Origin of the sequence: Acinetobacter sp. 1424608 (assembly GCF_000588255.1) — a bacterium.
GTDB classification, from domain to species: Bacteria; Pseudomonadota; Gammaproteobacteria; order Pseudomonadales; family Moraxellaceae; genus Acinetobacter; species Acinetobacter nosocomialis.
Window position 1 is genome coordinate 71,755 of record NZ_JFXL01000009.1, and the last position, 15,902, is coordinate 87,656.

Genomic DNA, 15,902 nt, shown 5'->3' on the forward strand with positions numbered 1-15,902 from the left:
TTCATTTGACCAAGCAAGATTTAGAGAGTTTATCCATGTTGGCAAGTCTGATCGGAGGTATCTTCGGTACAAAAAATGAGCGTGAACTCAAACGCATGCGCAAAATTGTTGAGCAAATCAATGCGCTCGAGCCGACGATATCAGCTTTAAGCGATGCAGACTTATCTGCAAAAACTCCAGAATTCAAACAACGTTATAACAATGGCGAAAGTTTAGATAAGTTACTCCCTGAAGCGTTTGCAGTTTGTCGTGAGGCAGCAAAACGTGTGATGGGCATGCGTCACTACGATGTGCAATTGATTGGTGGTATTACTCTCCACGAAGGCAAAATTGCCGAAATGCGTACCGGTGAAGGTAAAACCCTTATGGGTACTTTGGCGTGTTACTTAAACGCATTAAGTGGCGAAGGCGTTCATGTGATTACCGTGAACGATTACTTGGCACAGCGTGACGCTGAGTTAAACCGTCCATTATTTGAGTTTTTAGGTTTAAGCATTGGTACAATTTATTCAATGCAAGAACCGTCAGAAAAAGCAGCGGCTTATCTTGCTGACATTACTTATGGTACCAATAACGAATTTGGTTTTGACTACTTACGTGACAACATGGTGTTTTCTTTAGCAGAAAAGAAACAACGTGGTTTGCACTATGCCATTATCGATGAAGTTGACTCAATCTTAATTGATGAAGCGCGTACCCCATTAATTATTTCTGGTCAAAGTGAAGACTCTTCACATCTCTATACGGCAATCAATACAATTCCACCAAAACTACGCCCGCAAAAAGAAGAAAAAGTTGCGGATGGTGGGCATTTCTGGATTGATGAAAAGCAACGTTCAGTTGAAATGACTGAAATCGGTTATGAAACTGTAGAGCAAGAACTTATTCAAATGGGCTTGTTGGCTGAAGGCGAAAGCTTATATTCGGCAACAAACCTAAACCTTGTTCACCATGTATCTGCAGCTATTCGTGCGCATTTCTTATTCCAACGTGACGTTCATTATATTATTCATGATGGTGAAGTCATCATTGTTGATGAGCATACTGGCCGTACAATGCCGGGTCGTCGTTGGTCAGAGGGTCTGCACCAAGCAGTTGAAGCAAAAGAAGGTTTGGAAATTCAGCCTGAAAATCAGACCTTAGCGACAACTACATTCCAGAACTATTTCCGTCTTTATAAAAAGCTTTCAGGTATGACAGGTACTGCTGATACTGAAGCTGCGGAAATGAAGGAAATTTATGGTCTTGATGTTGTTATTATTCCGACACATCGTCCAATGATTCGTAATGACCAAAACGATTTAATCTATTTAAACCGTAACGGCAAATATAATGCGATTATTCAAGAAATTATGAATATTCGTGAGCAAGGTGTTGCACCGATTCTAATTGGTACAGCAACCATTGAAGCCAGTGAAATTCTATCTTCTAAGTTGATGCAAGCTGGTATTCACCATGAAGTGTTGAACGCTAAACAGCACGAGCGTGAAGCAGACATTATTGCTCAGGCGGGTAGCCCGAATGCAGTAACAATTGCAACCAACATGGCTGGTCGTGGTACAGATATTATCTTGGGTGGTAACTGGAAAGCGAAACTTGCCAAGCTTGAAAACCCAACAGCAGAAGATGAAGCACGTCTAAAAGCACAGTGGGAGCAGGACCACGAAGATGTATTGCAAGCAGGTGGTTTGCACATTATTGGTTCTGAACGCCATGAATCACGTCGTATTGACAACCAGCTGCGTGGCCGTGCGGGTCGTCAAGGTGACCCTGGTGTTTCTCGTTTCTATTTATCTCTTGAAGATGACCTCATGCGTATTTTCGCAGGTGACCGTGTTGTTGCCATGATGCGTGCAATGGGCTTACAAGAAAATGAAGCGATTGAACACAAAATGGTAAGTCGCTCTATCGAAAATGCTCAGCGTAAAGTTGAAGCACGTAACTTCGATATCCGTAAGAACTTATTGAAATACGATGATGTGAATAATGAACAACGTAAGATCATTTATTCACAACGTGATGAAGTGTTAGCTGAAAATACTTTACAAGATTACGTTGAAGAGATGCATCGTGAAGTCATGCAAGCCATGATTGCCAACTTTATTCCACCTGACTCAATTCATGACCAATGGGATATTGAAGGTCTAGAAAATGCTTTACGTATTGATTTAGGTATTGAACTTCCGGTTCAGGAATGGTTAGAACAAGACCGCCGTCTTGATGAAGAAGGTCTGGTTGAGCGTATTAGCGATGAAGTGCTCGAACGTTATCGTCAACGCCGTGCGCAAATGGGTGATGAGTCAGCAGCAATGCTTGAGCGTCATTTCGTTCTAAACTCTCTTGATCGCCACTGGAAAGATCATTTAGCTGCAATGGATTATTTGCGCCAAGGTATTCACTTACGTGGCTACGCGCAAAAGAACCCTGAGCAGGAATACAAAAAAGAAGCGTTTAACCTGTTTGTGAACATGTTAGGCGTCATTAAAACTGATGTTGTGACTGATTTGTCTCGTGTACATATTCCAACACCAGAAGAACTTGCAGAAATGGAAGCTCAACAGCAGCAACAAGCTGAGTCGATGAAGCTTTCTTTTGAACATGACGATGTAGATGGCTTAACAGGTGAAGTGACTGCCTCTCAAGAAGTACTCAATGAGCCGGCTGGTGAACAACAAATGTTCCCAGTACCAGAAAGTCGTAATGCACCATGTCCATGTGGTTCTGGTTTAAAATATAAACAGTGTCACGGCAAAATTTAATTTTCGTGATAAAAAAGCAGAACAATCGTTCTGCTTTTTTTTCATTTGTAGTAAGCCTGTGAATAATGTTTGCAGTTTTAAGTATTAAATGCTATTTACTTCTCATCCAGAGTGTATGTTGGAAAGACAATGAAAAAAGTATTACAACCTTTATTTTTAACTGTTCTTGCTGTACCAAGTTTTGTTTTCGCAGCAGAAACAGCTTCAGCACCTCAAACCACAACGGTTGATAAGGTTCTTGCGGCAAAAGGCCCAACTTCGGCTCAGGCTGTAGTGAAACAAGAGAATACGACGGTAATTAGCCCGCGTACAGGTATTCGTTATACATTGGGTAACACAGGTAATCGCCCAATCATTTTACAAACTGCTGCGATTGCTCCAGCAAACTCTGCAAACATTAATCGTATTGTGGCAACGAACCCAGCTCTATCTGCAAAAAGCCAAGAAAAAGCAAAAATTGCATTAATTGGTGAAGCGGCAGTTGCAGGCGCAGCAGCTGTGGCGGCAAGTAATGTAACTGCTCCTGCAGCGACAAACAGTTTTGCACCAGCAAACCCTGCATCAATGAATTAATTTTCATATATAAAAAAGCCGGTCAATTTTGAACCGGCTTTTTTATATTAGGATGTTTGAAAATACTTAAATCTGATTATTCACATCTTCATTCTTGGTTTCACGAATAAGTAAAAAGGCAACCAATGATAAAAGTGATGCCGCTGTAAGATAATAACCTACAGCATACAAACCATAAGTTTCAGCAAGTTTTGTGGCAATTAATGGCGCAAACGATGCACCAAAAATACCAGCTAAGTTAAAGGTTAATGCTGAACCTGTATAACGAACTGAAGTTGGGAAAATCTCTGAAAGAACCGTACCAATCGGACCATAGGTCAACCCCATAATTGATAGGCCAGTACATAAGAAAAGAAAAACGATAAGAGTATTTCCAGATTCTAACATGCTAGAGAAGAATAATCCGAAGATCGCAGCAGCGATACATACACCAACTGAAGTTGCTTTACGTCCAAATTTTTCTGCAAAAATAGCAGATAAAGGTATGAAGGCTGCAAAACAAAGTGTGGCAAAAAGTTGAAGTTCTAAAAACTCACCACGTGCATATCCCAGTTTTGTTGTTCCCCAGTTAAGTGCAAACACTGTGGTCAAATAAAACACTACGAAAGTACAAATTGCGGCAATTGTGCCGAGAATAAGCTTTCCAGTGTGTTTAGTGATAACTTCTTTAAATGGAATATTAACTTCTTTTTGCTTATCTAAAACTTTCTGGAAAGCTGGAGTTTCATGGAGTTTTAAACGGATATATAAACCAACAATAACCAAAATTGCACTGGCAATAAATGGAATACGCCAGCCCCATTGCATGAATGCTTGTTCAGGAATAGCGGCACTTAAAAGTAAGAATGAACCCGTTGCTAAAATAAAACCAATAGGTGCACCAAGCTGAGGGAACATGCCATACCATGCACGCTTACCTTCTGGAGCATTCTCAGTTGCAAGTAGTACAGCACCACTCCATTCGCCTCCTAGACCTAAACCTTGTCCTAGACGGCAAACTGCTAATAGTAATGGTGCGACAATCCCGATTTGGGCATAAGTCGGAAGTAAACCAATACATACCGTTGATATACCCATAGTAAGCAAGGCTGCCACTAGGGTTGCTTTACGTCCAATACGATCCCCTAAATGGCCAAATAGCGCTGCACCAATAGGGCGGGCAATAAAGGCAATCGCAAAGGTTGCTAGTGACTGTAAGACTGCGGCACTGCCACTGCTAGCAGGGAAAAACAGATGTGGAAAGATAATCACGGCAGCAGTTGCATAGATATAAAAGTCGAAGAACTCAATGGTTGTACCGACTAAGCTTGCAAACAAAACCCGTGTTTTTGAATTGGTGGCTACTACAGGAGCAGCTGTCGCAGAGGTTGACTCCATATAAGTCCTTATATCAGTTAAAATTTATTTTTAGTTTACTATTCTCTTTAAAGGCATATTTTTCTTCAAAGAATAGTGTGAAAGAACATCTTCCATGACTCTTTCAGGATCACTGAATATGAGTGAAAAATGGATTAAACAACGTACCAATAGATTGCAAGAAAGTGTGCACCTGCACCTAAAAGTACAAAAATATGCCATATCGCATGGGTATATCTTACCTTTTTTAACGCGTAAAACAATGCTCCAACGGTGTAAGCCAAACCTCCAGTAATCAATAACATCAAAGCGTCTTTACTTAAATAGGTACGCATATCATCCATTACAAAAACGGCAAGCCACCCCATAACAACATAAGCGAGCAAAGAGATTTTCTGAAAACGATGAATAAAAACTAACTTGAAAAGTGTACCAATTGCAGCAATGCTCCAGAGTGCAATAAGCAGAATATGAGCTTTTTGTGTAGGTATCGCAATACTCAAGAACGGGGTATATGTCCCAGCAATTAAATAATAAATAGCAGTGTGGTCGAGTTTCTTATACCAGTAACGTAAGTTTTGGGTCTGGGCAAAATGATAGAGAGTCGAACTGGTAAAAACGAGAATGAGGCTAAATGAATATACCCACAAACCTACCCACTGTGCCGTGGAAAGATAAGAACCTTTTATAATTAAAAGGATAGATGCAATCACGGCCATAACAACGCCAGCACCATGGCTATAGGCATTAAAAAGTTCTTCTTTAGGATCGTAAGTTTCTAACACCGATTTGCTCATAAGTTTATTTTTTTGATTAAAAATACAAATGTATAGAAATACAAGACAGTCGTAAAGTTATTTTATTTTTAATCCTATACCCTTTAAACTTTCACTTTATATGAGTCACCATTCTTTAGGTATATCTGTGTCGGTTTTCTCCTTTGAGCAAGAACAGCAATTCTTTCATGAAATCAAACAAATGCTTGATGAGCAAAGTTTTGAGCGTTTGATTTTGAGCCAATATAAAGGAGAGATGGCACAGCTAGAAAAAATCACTTTCCGTATTGTGGAGTTAAATGGGAAAAAACAGCTTTCAGCTTTATATCATTATACTACTCAAGATGTGACCAAAAACTATACCTTTGAAGAGGGTTTAGAACAGATCGCAACACTGATTGTTCAATGCAAACAAGCAAATTTATTTTCAACTCTGCAAGAAATTCAGCTTAAAAAAAATAAGAAAAAAGCCATGCTTAATATGGGTAAAAAGCAAAGTACGAATACGACTCCAACAGTACAAGCACATGATCGTGAAAAACAGCGTTATGTACAGCAAGGTAGTGCATTTTTAAAAGAGCTTGGTATTACCGATGAGAAAGCTCAAATCATTCCAAGCATGGCTCGTAAATGGAAGCAAATTAATAAATTCATCGAAATTTTTGCGAGTGCGTATGAGCAGATCGATGCAGAGCAAAAAGAGTTACGCATCGTCGATTTTGGTTCAGGAAAAGGCTATTTAACTTTTGCTTTGTATGATTATTTACAGGAACAACAAAAGATACCGCTCATTACAGGTGTAGAGTTGCGCCGTAACTTGGTTGAGTTTTGCCAGAATGTGGCAGACAAAGTGCATTTTAATCATTTGGACTTTTTTGAAGGCGATGTTCGTAGTTATCAGCCGGAAAAACTGGACGTTATGATTGCTTTGCATGCGTGTGATATCGCGACTGATTTTGCCATTCATACCGGAATTCGTTTGAACGCTTCAATGATTATGTGCGCGCCGTGCTGTCACAAAGAATTACGTCCACAACTACATAGTCCTGAAGTTTTACAACCCATGCTACAGTTTGGTATTCATGCTGGACAGCAAGCTGAGATGTTGACCGATACTTTGCGTGCGTTACTTTTAAAAGCGTATGGTTATGAAACCAAAGTTTTTGAGTTTGTATCACTTGAGCATACCAGCAAAAATAAAATGATTTTGGCAACAAAACGCAAAGACGTTTCTCAACCTGATGCGAAAATTATGGCTCAAATTCAAGCATTGAAAGAAATGTATGGGATTAAAAAACAGACCTTGGAATTGTTGTTACAAGATCAGTTGCCAATCGAAAATATTGGTTGCAAATGCTAGGAAGGTGAGTGGATGTATAAAATTATAGCGGGTGATTGGAAACAGCTTGAGAAGGACGCCAAATACATCCGTGAACAAGTTTTTATTCAAGAGCAAGGTATTGCACCCGAAGACGAGTGGGATGATTTTGACGCTACTGCTGTGCACTTTATGGTGTATGACAAAGAGCAGCCTATCGCTACAGCACGCTTGTTACCGCAGCATAGTGTAGGACGTGTTGCTGTTTTAATGCCTTATCGAAAGCAGGGTATAGGTAAAATTTTAATGCAGCATATTATTGACTATGCGCGTAATCAAAAATTGCCTTATTTAAAGCTTTCCGCGCAAACTTATGTGACAGCTTTTTATGAAGCTCTAGGTTTTAAAGTCCAGGGTGAGGTTTACAAAGATTGTGGTATTCCACATATTGATATGACTTTAGCGTTAAGTTGAGATTCCTTTTTAGAAATCTCAACTTTGAATTACTTCATCGCATTCCAGTTTTCGATGGCTTGTAAGCCTGTTTCCAAACCAACTTCATAACTGTAACGAAGTTTTTTCGGTTTTGTCGTTAAACGCCCTGCCATATTTTTAAGAGGTGGTGGACATACCTCTAAAATTTGCTGTTCAGGGTTACTGCTACGAACAAATTCAACTGAAGCATTATAACGGGCACAGCGGTTACGCAAACTATTTGCAAAACCGTAATGGTGTTTAAAAGCATATTTCGCAAGGAATTGGTCGCCTCGGCTACTGGCTTTAAAGTAGTTCTTCGGACGAGTTCGTAAAACTAATAGCTTTTTGACACCACTTTGCTGAGCCGTCCAGCGAACAGGTAGAGCATCTGCAACGCCGCCATCAAAGTAGGGTTCACCCATAATATCGACGGGATGACGAGTTAAAACCGGAATTGAGCTAGACGCACGAAGTGCATTTAGCAAATTATCTTTACCAGCACGAAGATACTCAGCATGACCAGTTTTAGCATGCGTTAATACCATATAAAAATCTGGATTTTTGGCAAAAAGGCTCTGTTGATCAAGCGGGTGCTCTTGCTCGCCAATTTCCCACATCCATTTTAAATCGAGTAAATCACCACCTTTAAAGAAGCGCTTGTAATCGATAAATTCGGGACGTAGTGAATGATCAATATAGAAGGTTAAAGTCCGACCTTGTTGACCTGCCAAGTAGTTAGCCACATTGGTCGAACCAGAAGATACACCAACGTATAAGTCAAAAGGATTGAACTGTTGTTGTAGAAAAGCATCAAGTACACCACTGGTAAAGGCACCACGCATGCCTCCACCTTCTACAACCAGTGCGTTGCGGGAAAAATCTGTCATTTGAAAAATATCTGATTACTGATGTGAATGCTGATGTTCTTGCATGTCCATTTCAGGCATGTTGTCATGCTGACTTTGTTGATCTGTCGATTTTTCAATTTTTTGTTGCATTTCGTGCTGTTGAGCTTTGCGCTGAGCACCTGGCATATAGTCAGGTTCATTACTCATTGCTAAATAGAAAAAGCCAAGGAAAATCGCACTTAAAACACCAACGATCAGAACAAATTTCCAGCCTAAAACTGCTGACTCGGAAGAATTTTTATCGGACATAAGGATTTCTCGAATGTGCTGTAGAAGCACAAAAATGAAGTCTATTTATAGCATATTTAGGCAGTAGGCTGAAATCTTAAAGGTCATAAAGAAAAACCCATATAAATAAAATATATTTATATGGGTAAGGTTTATGCAGTTTTTAAATATTTAATAGATTTAAATTATTGAATATTTTGTTTCTGCTCAGCTTTGGTTTTGAGTAACGCTGGGGGCGTGAAGCGCTCACCATATTTGGCAGCCAACTCTTCAGCACGTTTCTCTGCTTTATCAATACCATACTGATTTAGGAATTGAATCGCTCCGCCAGTCCAAGGGGCATAACCAATTCCAAAAATAGAACCGACATTGGCATCAATAACCGACTCCAACACACCTTCTTCGTAACAACGTAAGGTATCTAAGGCTTGTACAAACAAAATGCGATCTATCATATCCTGCTCAGAAATATCGTGATCTTTCTGCCAGCGGTTTAAGCCTTCCCATAGGTGCTTTTTACCATTTTCAGGATAATCATAAAAACCTGCGCCAGCAGCTTTACCTTTACGGTTTAACTCATGAATCATGGTATGAATCACTTCATCTACTGGTGTTTTCGGTAGCTCTTTGCCTTCGGCTTGCAGCGCTTTACGTGCTTCACTGGCAACATGCTCTGTCAAAGTTAAAGACACTTCATCTTGAATCGCAAGTGGTCCCACAGGCATGCCTGCTTTCAGTGCTGCCATTTCAATACGTGCTGGGTGGACACCTTCGGCAAGCAAGCGCATACCTTCTTGAATAAAAGTACCAAACACACGACTGGTAAAGAAGCCACGGCTATCATTAACAACGATTGGCGTTTTTCCAATTTGCTGTACAAAGTCGTAGGCTTTAGCAAGCGTCTCTGCCGAGGTGTTTTTACCTTTAATAATCTCAACCAACTGCATTTTGTCGACAGGGCTAAAGAAATGCAGACCGATAAACGCTTTATCATCCTTGCTTGCTTGCGCTAAACCTGTAATTGGCAGGGTCGATGTATTTGATGCCATTACGCCATTAGGCACTAAGTATTGTTCAGCTTCTTGAGTGACTTTCGCTTTGAGCTCTTGGTTTTCAAATACGGCTTCAATAATTAAATCACAGCCTTGAAGGTCTTGAGCTGACGCTGTAGCCGTAATGAGCGATAAAATCTGATCACGTTTTTCTGCCGTCATGCGGCCTTGTGAAACACGTTTATCTAGCAATTTCTGAGAATATGCTTTGCCTTTTTCAGCATTTTCAACAGATACATCTTTAAGGATAACAGGAATGCCTTTAATCGCTGTTGAATATGCAATACCAGCACCCATCATGCCCGCACCTAATACACCAACTTTAGTCGCTTGCCATTTTGCAACGTCGGCAGGGCGGCTTGCACCAGACTTAATTGCATTTAGGCCATGCCAGAACGTGCCAATCATATTTTTAGAAATTTGGCCTGTTGCTAGTTGAGTAAAATAGCGAGACTCGATGCGCAACGCGGTATCAACATCAACTTGAGCACCTTCTACTGCGGCAGCCATAATCGCTTCAGGAGCAGGGTAGCAGCCCTTGGTTTTGTCTTTTAACATGGCTGGTGCAATCGCAAGAACTTGTGCAACTGCCGGAGTTTTTGGATCGCCACCCGGAATTTTATAACCCTTCACATCAAAAGGCTGTTGAGATTTCGGATTTGCCTTAACCCATGTAATTGCTTTATCTAAAAGCTCTTGCTCACTTTCAGCTGTGTCATGAATTAAGCCTAAAGATTTTGCTTTATCGACACCGAACTGCTTACCTTCCATTAAAAATGGGAATGCATTTTGAAGACCAAGCAGACGGACCATACGTACAATACCACCGCCGCCCGGTAGTAAACCTAAGGTAACTTCTGGTAGGCCAAATTTACTTTTCGGGTCATTGATTGCAATACGGTGATGGCAACTTAATGCGATTTCCCATCCTCCGCCCAGTGCCGTGCCATTCAATGCTGCAACCACGGGAATCCCTAGTGTCTCAATCGTTCTTAGATGACCTTTTAACTTCTCAACCATATTGAAAAAGTCAGTTGCATGCTCAGGTTGAACTTGAATCAGTTCATCTAAATCACCACCAGCAAAGAAAGTTTTTTTTGCTGAGCGAAAAATAACACCTGAAAGTTCTGTTTCTGCTTTAAGTTTCTGGGTGACCTCATCAAGCGAGTCACGAAACTCGGCATTCATGGTATTTGCAGACTGACCAGTTGAATCAAGTGTCAAGATGACAATATTGTCGGCATTTTTTTCGTATTGAATTGCACTCATCTTTATATATCCCTAAATTTTTATACACGTTCAATAATGGTGGCAATACCCATACCACCGCCGACACAGAGCGTCGCTAAACCGCGTTTTTTATTTTGACGTTCAAGTTCATCAAGTAATGTACCCAAAATCATGGCACCGGTTGCGCCTAAAGGATGTCCTAAAGCAATTGCACCGCCATTTACGTTGACTTTTTCAGCAGGGACATTGAGTTCATTTATAAAACGCATCACGACAGCTGCAAATGCTTCGTTGACTTCAAATAGGTCAATATCATCAATTGTTAAACCAGCTTTTTCCAAGGCTTTGCGTGCAGCAGGCGCAGGACCAGTTAACATGATGGTTGGGTCGGTACCGACTAGGGCAGTCGCCAAAACTTTAGCGCGTGGTTTTAAATTTTGTTCTTTCACTGCTTTTTCTGAAGCCAGTAAAACGAGAGCTGCTCCATCGACAATACCTGATGAGTTACCGGCATGATGAACATGATTTACTTTTTGTGCTTCTGGATATTTTTGTAAGGCAACAGCATCAAAGCCCATTTGTCCCATCATTTCAAAACTTGGGTTGAGCTTTGCTAACCCTTCAAGGGTAGTATTGCCTTTAATAAATTCATCTTTTTCTAAAATCACAACACCTGCGTGATCTTTGACTGGCACAACTGATTGATCGAAATAACCATTTGCTTGAGCTGCCGCTGCTTTTTGTTGTGACTTTACGGCAAAATTATCAACATCTTCTCGGCTATAGCCATCTAAGGTCGCAATGAGGTCAGCGCCGACACCTTGTGGAACAAAAGATGATTTAAGGTTGGTTTCCGGATCTAACGCCCACGGTCCGCCATCAGAACCCATTGGGATACGTGACATTGATTCAACGCCACCAGCAACCACTAAATCTTCCCAACCAGAACGAACTTTCATAGCTGCCATGTTGACCGCTTCTAAACCTGAAGCACAAAAGCGGTTAATTTGCACACCTGCAACATCATCATTCCAGCCCGCTGCAATCGCTGCTGTTTTGGCAATATCACCGCCCTGATCACCAATTGGTGTCACGCAGCCCAGAACAATATCATCCACTTTAGATGTATCGAGTTGATGGCGTTGCTGTAATTCGTTTAATAGGGTGGTGAGTAATGTGATTGGTTTTACTTCGTAAAGAGAGCCGTCTTTTTTTCCTTTTCCGCGTGGTGTGCGAATGGCGTCAATAATATAAGCCTCGCTCATAACAGTTCCTTTTTTTATTACTTAAACTTTGTCGTGTTTTGAGTGTACTGTTTTTAAGAGGGAGTGCAATGACGATAAGCACACCAGTCACGTGATGATTTTTGCCAATGGCGATACAAAAAAGCCCAAGTTAAACTTGGGCTAAATGTAAAACTAAAGAGATTTAAGAATTAATGGTAACCATGGAGCTGGCGATATAGACCTGGAGTAACACCAGTCCACTTTTTAAATGCACGGTGGAATGTACTAGTTTCACTAAAACCAACTTGCTGAGCAACATCTTCAAGTGTTAATTCAGGATTGAGTAATAAGTGAATCGCAGCATCTCGGCGTAAAGCGTCTTTCACGCCCTGATAGCTTTTGCCTTCGGCAGCTAGTCGGCGGCGTAAAGTTTGTGGAGATAAATACAACATTGATGCAACGTCATTGAGCGTTGGCATTTCTTCACCAATTTGGCTTTTGAGCACTTCACGAATACGAGAAGTCAACGAATTGGTGTTTTTGAATTTTACTAAAAGCTGAGCAGGGGCTGCTTTCAAGAACTCTTCTAGCGTTTTTTCATCTTGGCGAATTGGTAAGTCAAGATAATCAGCCGCAAAGGTTATTTCGGTACGCGGTGCGTCAAATTGCATAACTGGTGCAAAGAATAACGCGTCATATTCATCTGCATGTGCAGGGCGCGGATAACTAAAATGAACACGTTCTAATGGTAAGCGGCGTTCAATCAGCCAAGATGCCAAACCATGCCAAATCATGAGCATACTTTCAGTAATGAAATGATCTGGATCTAATGTTTTTGGAATGAGAGGTACTAAACGTGCTTCGTGTTTGTCACGCTCTAGCGTTACCGACCATTCATCACCAAATAATTTATAAAACTGAGATGAGAGTTCAAGGGCTTGGCCCAAGGTTTTTGCATGAATAATCAACTGACACATAATGGCAAAAGTGCCCAAACGACGCGGCTGTACATCAAAGCCGACGTGTTCATCTTGTGTGACCATCCATAACATTTTTATAAAACGGGTATATTGTTCTGGTGAGATTCGAGCTTTAGGTTGACGTAATAGTTCCGCTTCGATACCCACATGTGAAAGTAACGTCTCGACATCCATGCCAAGGCGTTTTACGCCTGTCAAAGCCGCATTCACGAAGTGGATGCTAATCGTATCGCGACTCATATTGAATCCTTCAGTCTCTTTGATGTTCACTTTAAATTGACCTAAATGACCGTCTAAAAAAATAAATTGGCGATTTACAACAGTGTAAAAGCACTTTTTACATGTTAAATTGCCGAAATGATCAAGGTAAATGGCTGAACATGACATTGTTTTAGAATATTTGCTTAACTAATATAAAAGAAAATTCGAATAATAGTGGTTAAAAATACGATGACGACAGCATTAAATGGACTTAAAGTTCTTGATTTCTCGACGCTCTTACCTGGACCTTTCGCCACAATGTATTTGGCCGATATGGGGGCAGAAGTCATCCATATTGAATCTCCATCACGTCCAGACCTCATTCGGATTATGCCGCCCTATGCCAATGGACAGGCGACTGCACATAGTTATCTAAACCGAAATAAACAGTCGATTGTTCTCGACTTAAAAGATGCTGCCAGTATTGATCTGATAAAAGCTAAGATTTCCGAGTTTGATATTGTGATTGAGCAGTTTCGGCCAGATGTCATGCGCCGTTTAGGGCTGGACTATGCCACCCTTGCAGAAATTAACCCGCGTTTAATTTATTGTTCAATTACAGGTTATGGCCAAACTGGAAGTTATAAAGACCGGGCTGGCCACGACATTAATTATTTAGCCTTAGCTGGTATTGCTGGGTATAGCGGCCGGCAAGATAGCGGCCCGCCACCGCTTGGTATTCAGGTTGCCGATATTGCTGGTGGTTCATTACATGCAGTCATTGCGATCTTGGCTGCAGTAGTTGAACGCAACCGTAGCGGTATAGGTCAATATATTGATATTTCCATGACGGATTGTGTAGCGAGTCTAAATAGTATGGCGGCGTCAGCTACGCTTGCCGCACAAGTTGAACAGGCTCCCGAGCAGGGGATGCTCAATGGGGGGATTTTCTATGACTATTATATGACGCAAGATGGTCGTTATCTTTCTATCGGTAGCCTTGAACCACAATTTATGGCAGGTTTGTCTGCGGCACTAGATTTACCTGTATTATTACAAAAAGGTGCGTCATTAGATGTGCAAGATCGACAGGAAGTTAAACAAGCCATTCAAGAAAAAATTAAAGCCAAAACATTTAAAGAATGGCATGAAATTTTTGCCAACCTCGATGTATGTGTAGAGCCCGTATTGAGTTTAAGTGAGGCTTTAAATTCACCGTTAGCACAACAACGTGGATGGATTGTGAATGTTCCTTTGCAAAATAATACGACAGATACAGAACCACAGATTGGATGCCCAATTAAGTTTTCACGTTCGCAAATGCGATATTCCTTTGTAGGTCAAAAACTTGGCGAGGGGCAGTGGTGAGGTTAAGGGACTATTTCTTATACAGTATGTATTGAAATTATTATCTGAATAATCAATTGATTAACATTTTGAATAATTTCTTTACATAAAATTAGCGTAACCTTTATAAACAAAGACATAAAAGGTTCGTAAACATGAAAACGCATAAATCTTTGATGGTTTCCTGTTTATCCGTTTTATCAATTACTCTTTTTGTTCAGCATGCACAAGCTGCTGCTGCATTTGACCCAAATGGTTCTTGGATGTTGGGTGATTGGAACGGGCAACGTACAGCGTTGCAAGCACAAGGTTATGATTTTTCTTTTGGATATACCGGTGAATATGCCGGTATTTTAGATTCCAAACAAACATCTACACACGGTAGTGCTTATACAGGGCAACTTGCTTTAGGTTCTCATTTGGACCTAGGTAAAATTTTAGGGTGGCAAGATACAGAAGCTCAAATCACATTAACTTATCGTGATGGGCAATCACTTTCTGAACATTCTCCAGCATTGGCTGGGCACCAAAGTTCTGTTCAAGAAGTGTGGGGCCGTGAACAAACTTGGCGTTTAACAGATTTATGGATCAAGAAAAAATTCCTTGATCAGAAGTTAGATGTTAAAGTGGGCCGTTTTGGTGAGGGTGAAGACTTTAATAGTTTTGACTGTGATTTCCAGAACTTGGCGCTTTGTGGTTCACAAGTGGGTAACTGGGTAGGTGATCAGTGGTATAACTGGCCGGTTAGCCAATGGGCAATGCGTGTCAAATATAACTTGCAACCTGATTTATATACACAAGTGGGTGTATATGAATATAACCCCGAAAACTTGGAACGTGGCAAAGGCTTCAACCTAAGTACAGATGGTTCTCATGGTGCAATTATTCCAGCAGAAGTTGTTTGGTCACCTAAATTAGGTGTGCAAAGCATGCCTGGTGAATACCGTTTAGGTTATTACTATAGTACTGCTGATGCCAAAGAAATTGCAGATTCAACTAAAACATCTCATAAGCAAGGTGTTTGGGTAACTGCAAAACAGAAATTATTCCAGCCAGCTGATCAAACTGACCGTGGTTTAACAGGGTTTGTGAACCTGACTTTCCACGACTCAGATACCAACAAAGTTGATAACATGCAAAATATAGGCTTAGTCTATAAAGGTTTGCTCAATCAACGTCCTCAAGATGAGTTGGCACTTGGTGTTGCTCGTATCCATATCAATGATGATTGGAGCGATGTTCAAGCCAAAGAATACGACACCGAATATAATACCGAGCTTTACTATGGTATTCATGCCACTAACTGGCTAACTATTCGTCCAAATGTGCAATATGTTCGTCATGTTGGTGCATTAAAAAATGGTGATAACACTTGGGTAGGCGGTATTAAGTTCTCAACTGCATTCTAAGTAATTATTCCGAAAACGGATTGTCGAGGGCTAAATCATTGATTGAAGTATCCTGACCTTCC

General features: G+C 40.7%; 13 protein-coding genes. 6 read left to right on the forward strand and 7 right to left on the reverse strand.

All coding sequences use genetic code 11. The features are described 5' to 3' along the window. Positions 1 to 35 precede the first annotated feature (35 nt). Both secA and J678_RS14360 read left to right on the forward strand, forming a co-directional pair. A complete protein-coding gene (secA, locus tag J678_RS14355) occupies positions 36 to 2,759 on the forward strand; it encodes a preprotein translocase subunit SecA (RefSeq protein ID WP_031955786.1) in 2,724 nt (907 codons plus the stop codon). Positions 2,760 to 2,888: 129 nt separating this feature from the next. Continuing rightward, positions 2,889 to 3,332, forward strand: a complete 444-nt coding sequence (locus J678_RS14360; protein ID WP_031955785.1) for a hypothetical protein — start codon at positions 2,889 to 2,891, stop codon at positions 3,330 to 3,332. 66 nt (positions 3,333 to 3,398) lie between these two features. On the opposite strand, the gene J678_RS14365 is transcribed toward J678_RS14360, so the two are convergent. Both J678_RS14365 and trhA read right to left on the reverse strand, forming a co-directional pair. Then, on the reverse strand, positions 3,399 to 4,709 hold the full coding sequence (locus J678_RS14365; protein WP_031955784.1) for an MFS transporter: 1,311 nt from the start codon (positions 4,707 to 4,709) through the stop codon (positions 3,399 to 3,401). A 134-nt stretch (positions 4,710 to 4,843) separates the two neighbouring features. Continuing rightward, positions 4,844 to 5,485: a PAQR family membrane homeostasis protein TrhA gene (gene trhA / locus J678_RS14370; RefSeq protein WP_031955783.1), complete on the reverse strand. Its 642-nt coding sequence runs from the start codon at positions 5,483 to 5,485 to the stop codon at positions 4,844 to 4,846. Positions 5,486 to 5,612: 127 nt separating this feature from the next. Here trhA and J678_RS14375 point away from each other — a divergent pair, with 127 nt between their 5' ends. Both J678_RS14375 and J678_RS14380 read left to right on the forward strand, forming a co-directional pair. Further along, a complete protein-coding gene (locus J678_RS14375) occupies positions 5,613 to 6,824 on the forward strand; it encodes a class I SAM-dependent methyltransferase (RefSeq protein WP_031955781.1) in 1,212 nt (403 codons plus the stop codon). 12 nt (positions 6,825 to 6,836) lie between these two features. Continuing rightward, positions 6,837 to 7,256 carry a GNAT family N-acetyltransferase gene (locus J678_RS14380; RefSeq protein ID WP_031955780.1) on the forward strand — a complete coding sequence of 140 codons (420 nt, stop codon included), beginning with the start codon at positions 6,837 to 6,839 and terminating at the stop codon, positions 7,254 to 7,256. 29 nt (positions 7,257 to 7,285) lie between these two features. On the opposite strand, the gene J678_RS14385 is transcribed toward J678_RS14380, so the two are convergent. The 5 genes from J678_RS14385 to J678_RS14405 form a co-directional block, all read right to left on the reverse strand. Further along, positions 7,286 to 8,146, reverse strand: coding sequence for a patatin-like phospholipase family protein (locus J678_RS14385; RefSeq protein ID WP_032027364.1), 861 nt, complete (start codon positions 8,144 to 8,146; stop codon positions 7,286 to 7,288). 15 nt (positions 8,147 to 8,161) lie between these two features. Beyond that, complete coding sequence (locus J678_RS14390; protein WP_031955779.1) at positions 8,162 to 8,416, reverse strand: hypothetical protein; 255 nt, start codon at positions 8,414 to 8,416, stop codon at positions 8,162 to 8,164. Between the two features lie 164 nt (positions 8,417 to 8,580). Further along, positions 8,581 to 10,716, reverse strand: coding sequence for a 3-hydroxyacyl-CoA dehydrogenase NAD-binding domain-containing protein (locus J678_RS14395; protein WP_031955778.1), 2,136 nt, complete (start codon positions 10,714 to 10,716; stop codon positions 8,581 to 8,583). Between the two features lie 20 nt (positions 10,717 to 10,736). Continuing rightward, positions 10,737 to 11,942, reverse strand: coding sequence for an acetyl-CoA C-acetyltransferase (locus tag J678_RS14400; protein WP_001287646.1), 1,206 nt, complete (start codon positions 11,940 to 11,942; stop codon positions 10,737 to 10,739). 170 nt (positions 11,943 to 12,112) lie between these two features. Further along, positions 12,113 to 13,123, reverse strand: a complete 1,011-nt coding sequence (locus J678_RS14405) for an AraC family transcriptional regulator (RefSeq protein WP_000085721.1) — start codon at positions 13,121 to 13,123, stop codon at positions 12,113 to 12,115. A gap of 210 nt (positions 13,124 to 13,333) precedes the next feature. Between J678_RS14405 and J678_RS14410 the strand changes: the two genes are divergently transcribed. Both J678_RS14410 and J678_RS14415 read left to right on the forward strand, forming a co-directional pair. Next, the gene (locus J678_RS14410) at positions 13,334 to 14,452 is read left to right on the forward strand and encodes a CaiB/BaiF CoA transferase family protein (RefSeq protein WP_031955777.1); all 1,119 of its coding nucleotides are present in this window, start codon (positions 13,334 to 13,336) and stop codon (positions 14,450 to 14,452) included. A gap of 155 nt (positions 14,453 to 14,607) precedes the next feature. After that, the gene (locus J678_RS14415) at positions 14,608 to 15,840 is read left to right on the forward strand and encodes a carbohydrate porin (protein ID WP_079377343.1); all 1,233 of its coding nucleotides are present in this window, start codon (positions 14,608 to 14,610) and stop codon (positions 15,838 to 15,840) included. Positions 15,841 to 15,902 lie beyond the last annotated feature (62 nt).

Coding starts and splice junctions, on each gene's coding strand:
- secA (WP_031955786.1), top strand. CDS start 36: ATGTTGGCAAGTCTGATCGGAGGTATCTTCGGTACAAAAAATGAGCGT.
- J678_RS14360 (WP_031955785.1), top strand. CDS start 2,889: ATGAAAAAAGTATTACAACCTTTATTTTTAACTGTTCTTGCTGTACCA.
- J678_RS14365 (WP_031955784.1), bottom strand. CDS start 4,709: ATGGAGTCAACCTCTGCGACAGCTGCTCCTGTAGTAGCCACCAATTCA.
- trhA (WP_031955783.1), bottom strand. CDS start 5,485: ATGAGCAAATCGGTGTTAGAAACTTACGATCCTAAAGAAGAACTTTTT.
- J678_RS14380 (WP_031955780.1), top strand. CDS start 6,837: ATGTATAAAATTATAGCGGGTGATTGGAAACAGCTTGAGAAGGACGCC.
- J678_RS14385 (WP_032027364.1), bottom strand. CDS start 8,146: ATGACAGATTTTTCCCGCAACGCACTGGTTGTAGAAGGTGGAGGCATG.
- J678_RS14390 (WP_031955779.1), bottom strand. CDS start 8,416: ATGTCCGATAAAAATTCTTCCGAGTCAGCAGTTTTAGGCTGGAAATTT.
- J678_RS14395 (WP_031955778.1), bottom strand. CDS start 10,716: ATGAGTGCAATTCAATACGAAAAAAATGCCGACAATATTGTCATCTTG.
- J678_RS14400 (WP_001287646.1), bottom strand. CDS start 11,942: ATGAGCGAGGCTTATATTATTGACGCCATTCGCACACCACGCGGAAAA.
- J678_RS14405 (WP_000085721.1), bottom strand. CDS start 13,123: ATGAGTCGCGATACGATTAGCATCCACTTCGTGAATGCGGCTTTGACA.
- J678_RS14410 (WP_031955777.1), top strand. CDS start 13,334: ATGACGACAGCATTAAATGGACTTAAAGTTCTTGATTTCTCGACGCTC.
- J678_RS14415 (WP_079377343.1), top strand. CDS start 14,608: ATGGTTTCCTGTTTATCCGTTTTATCAATTACTCTTTTTGTTCAGCAT.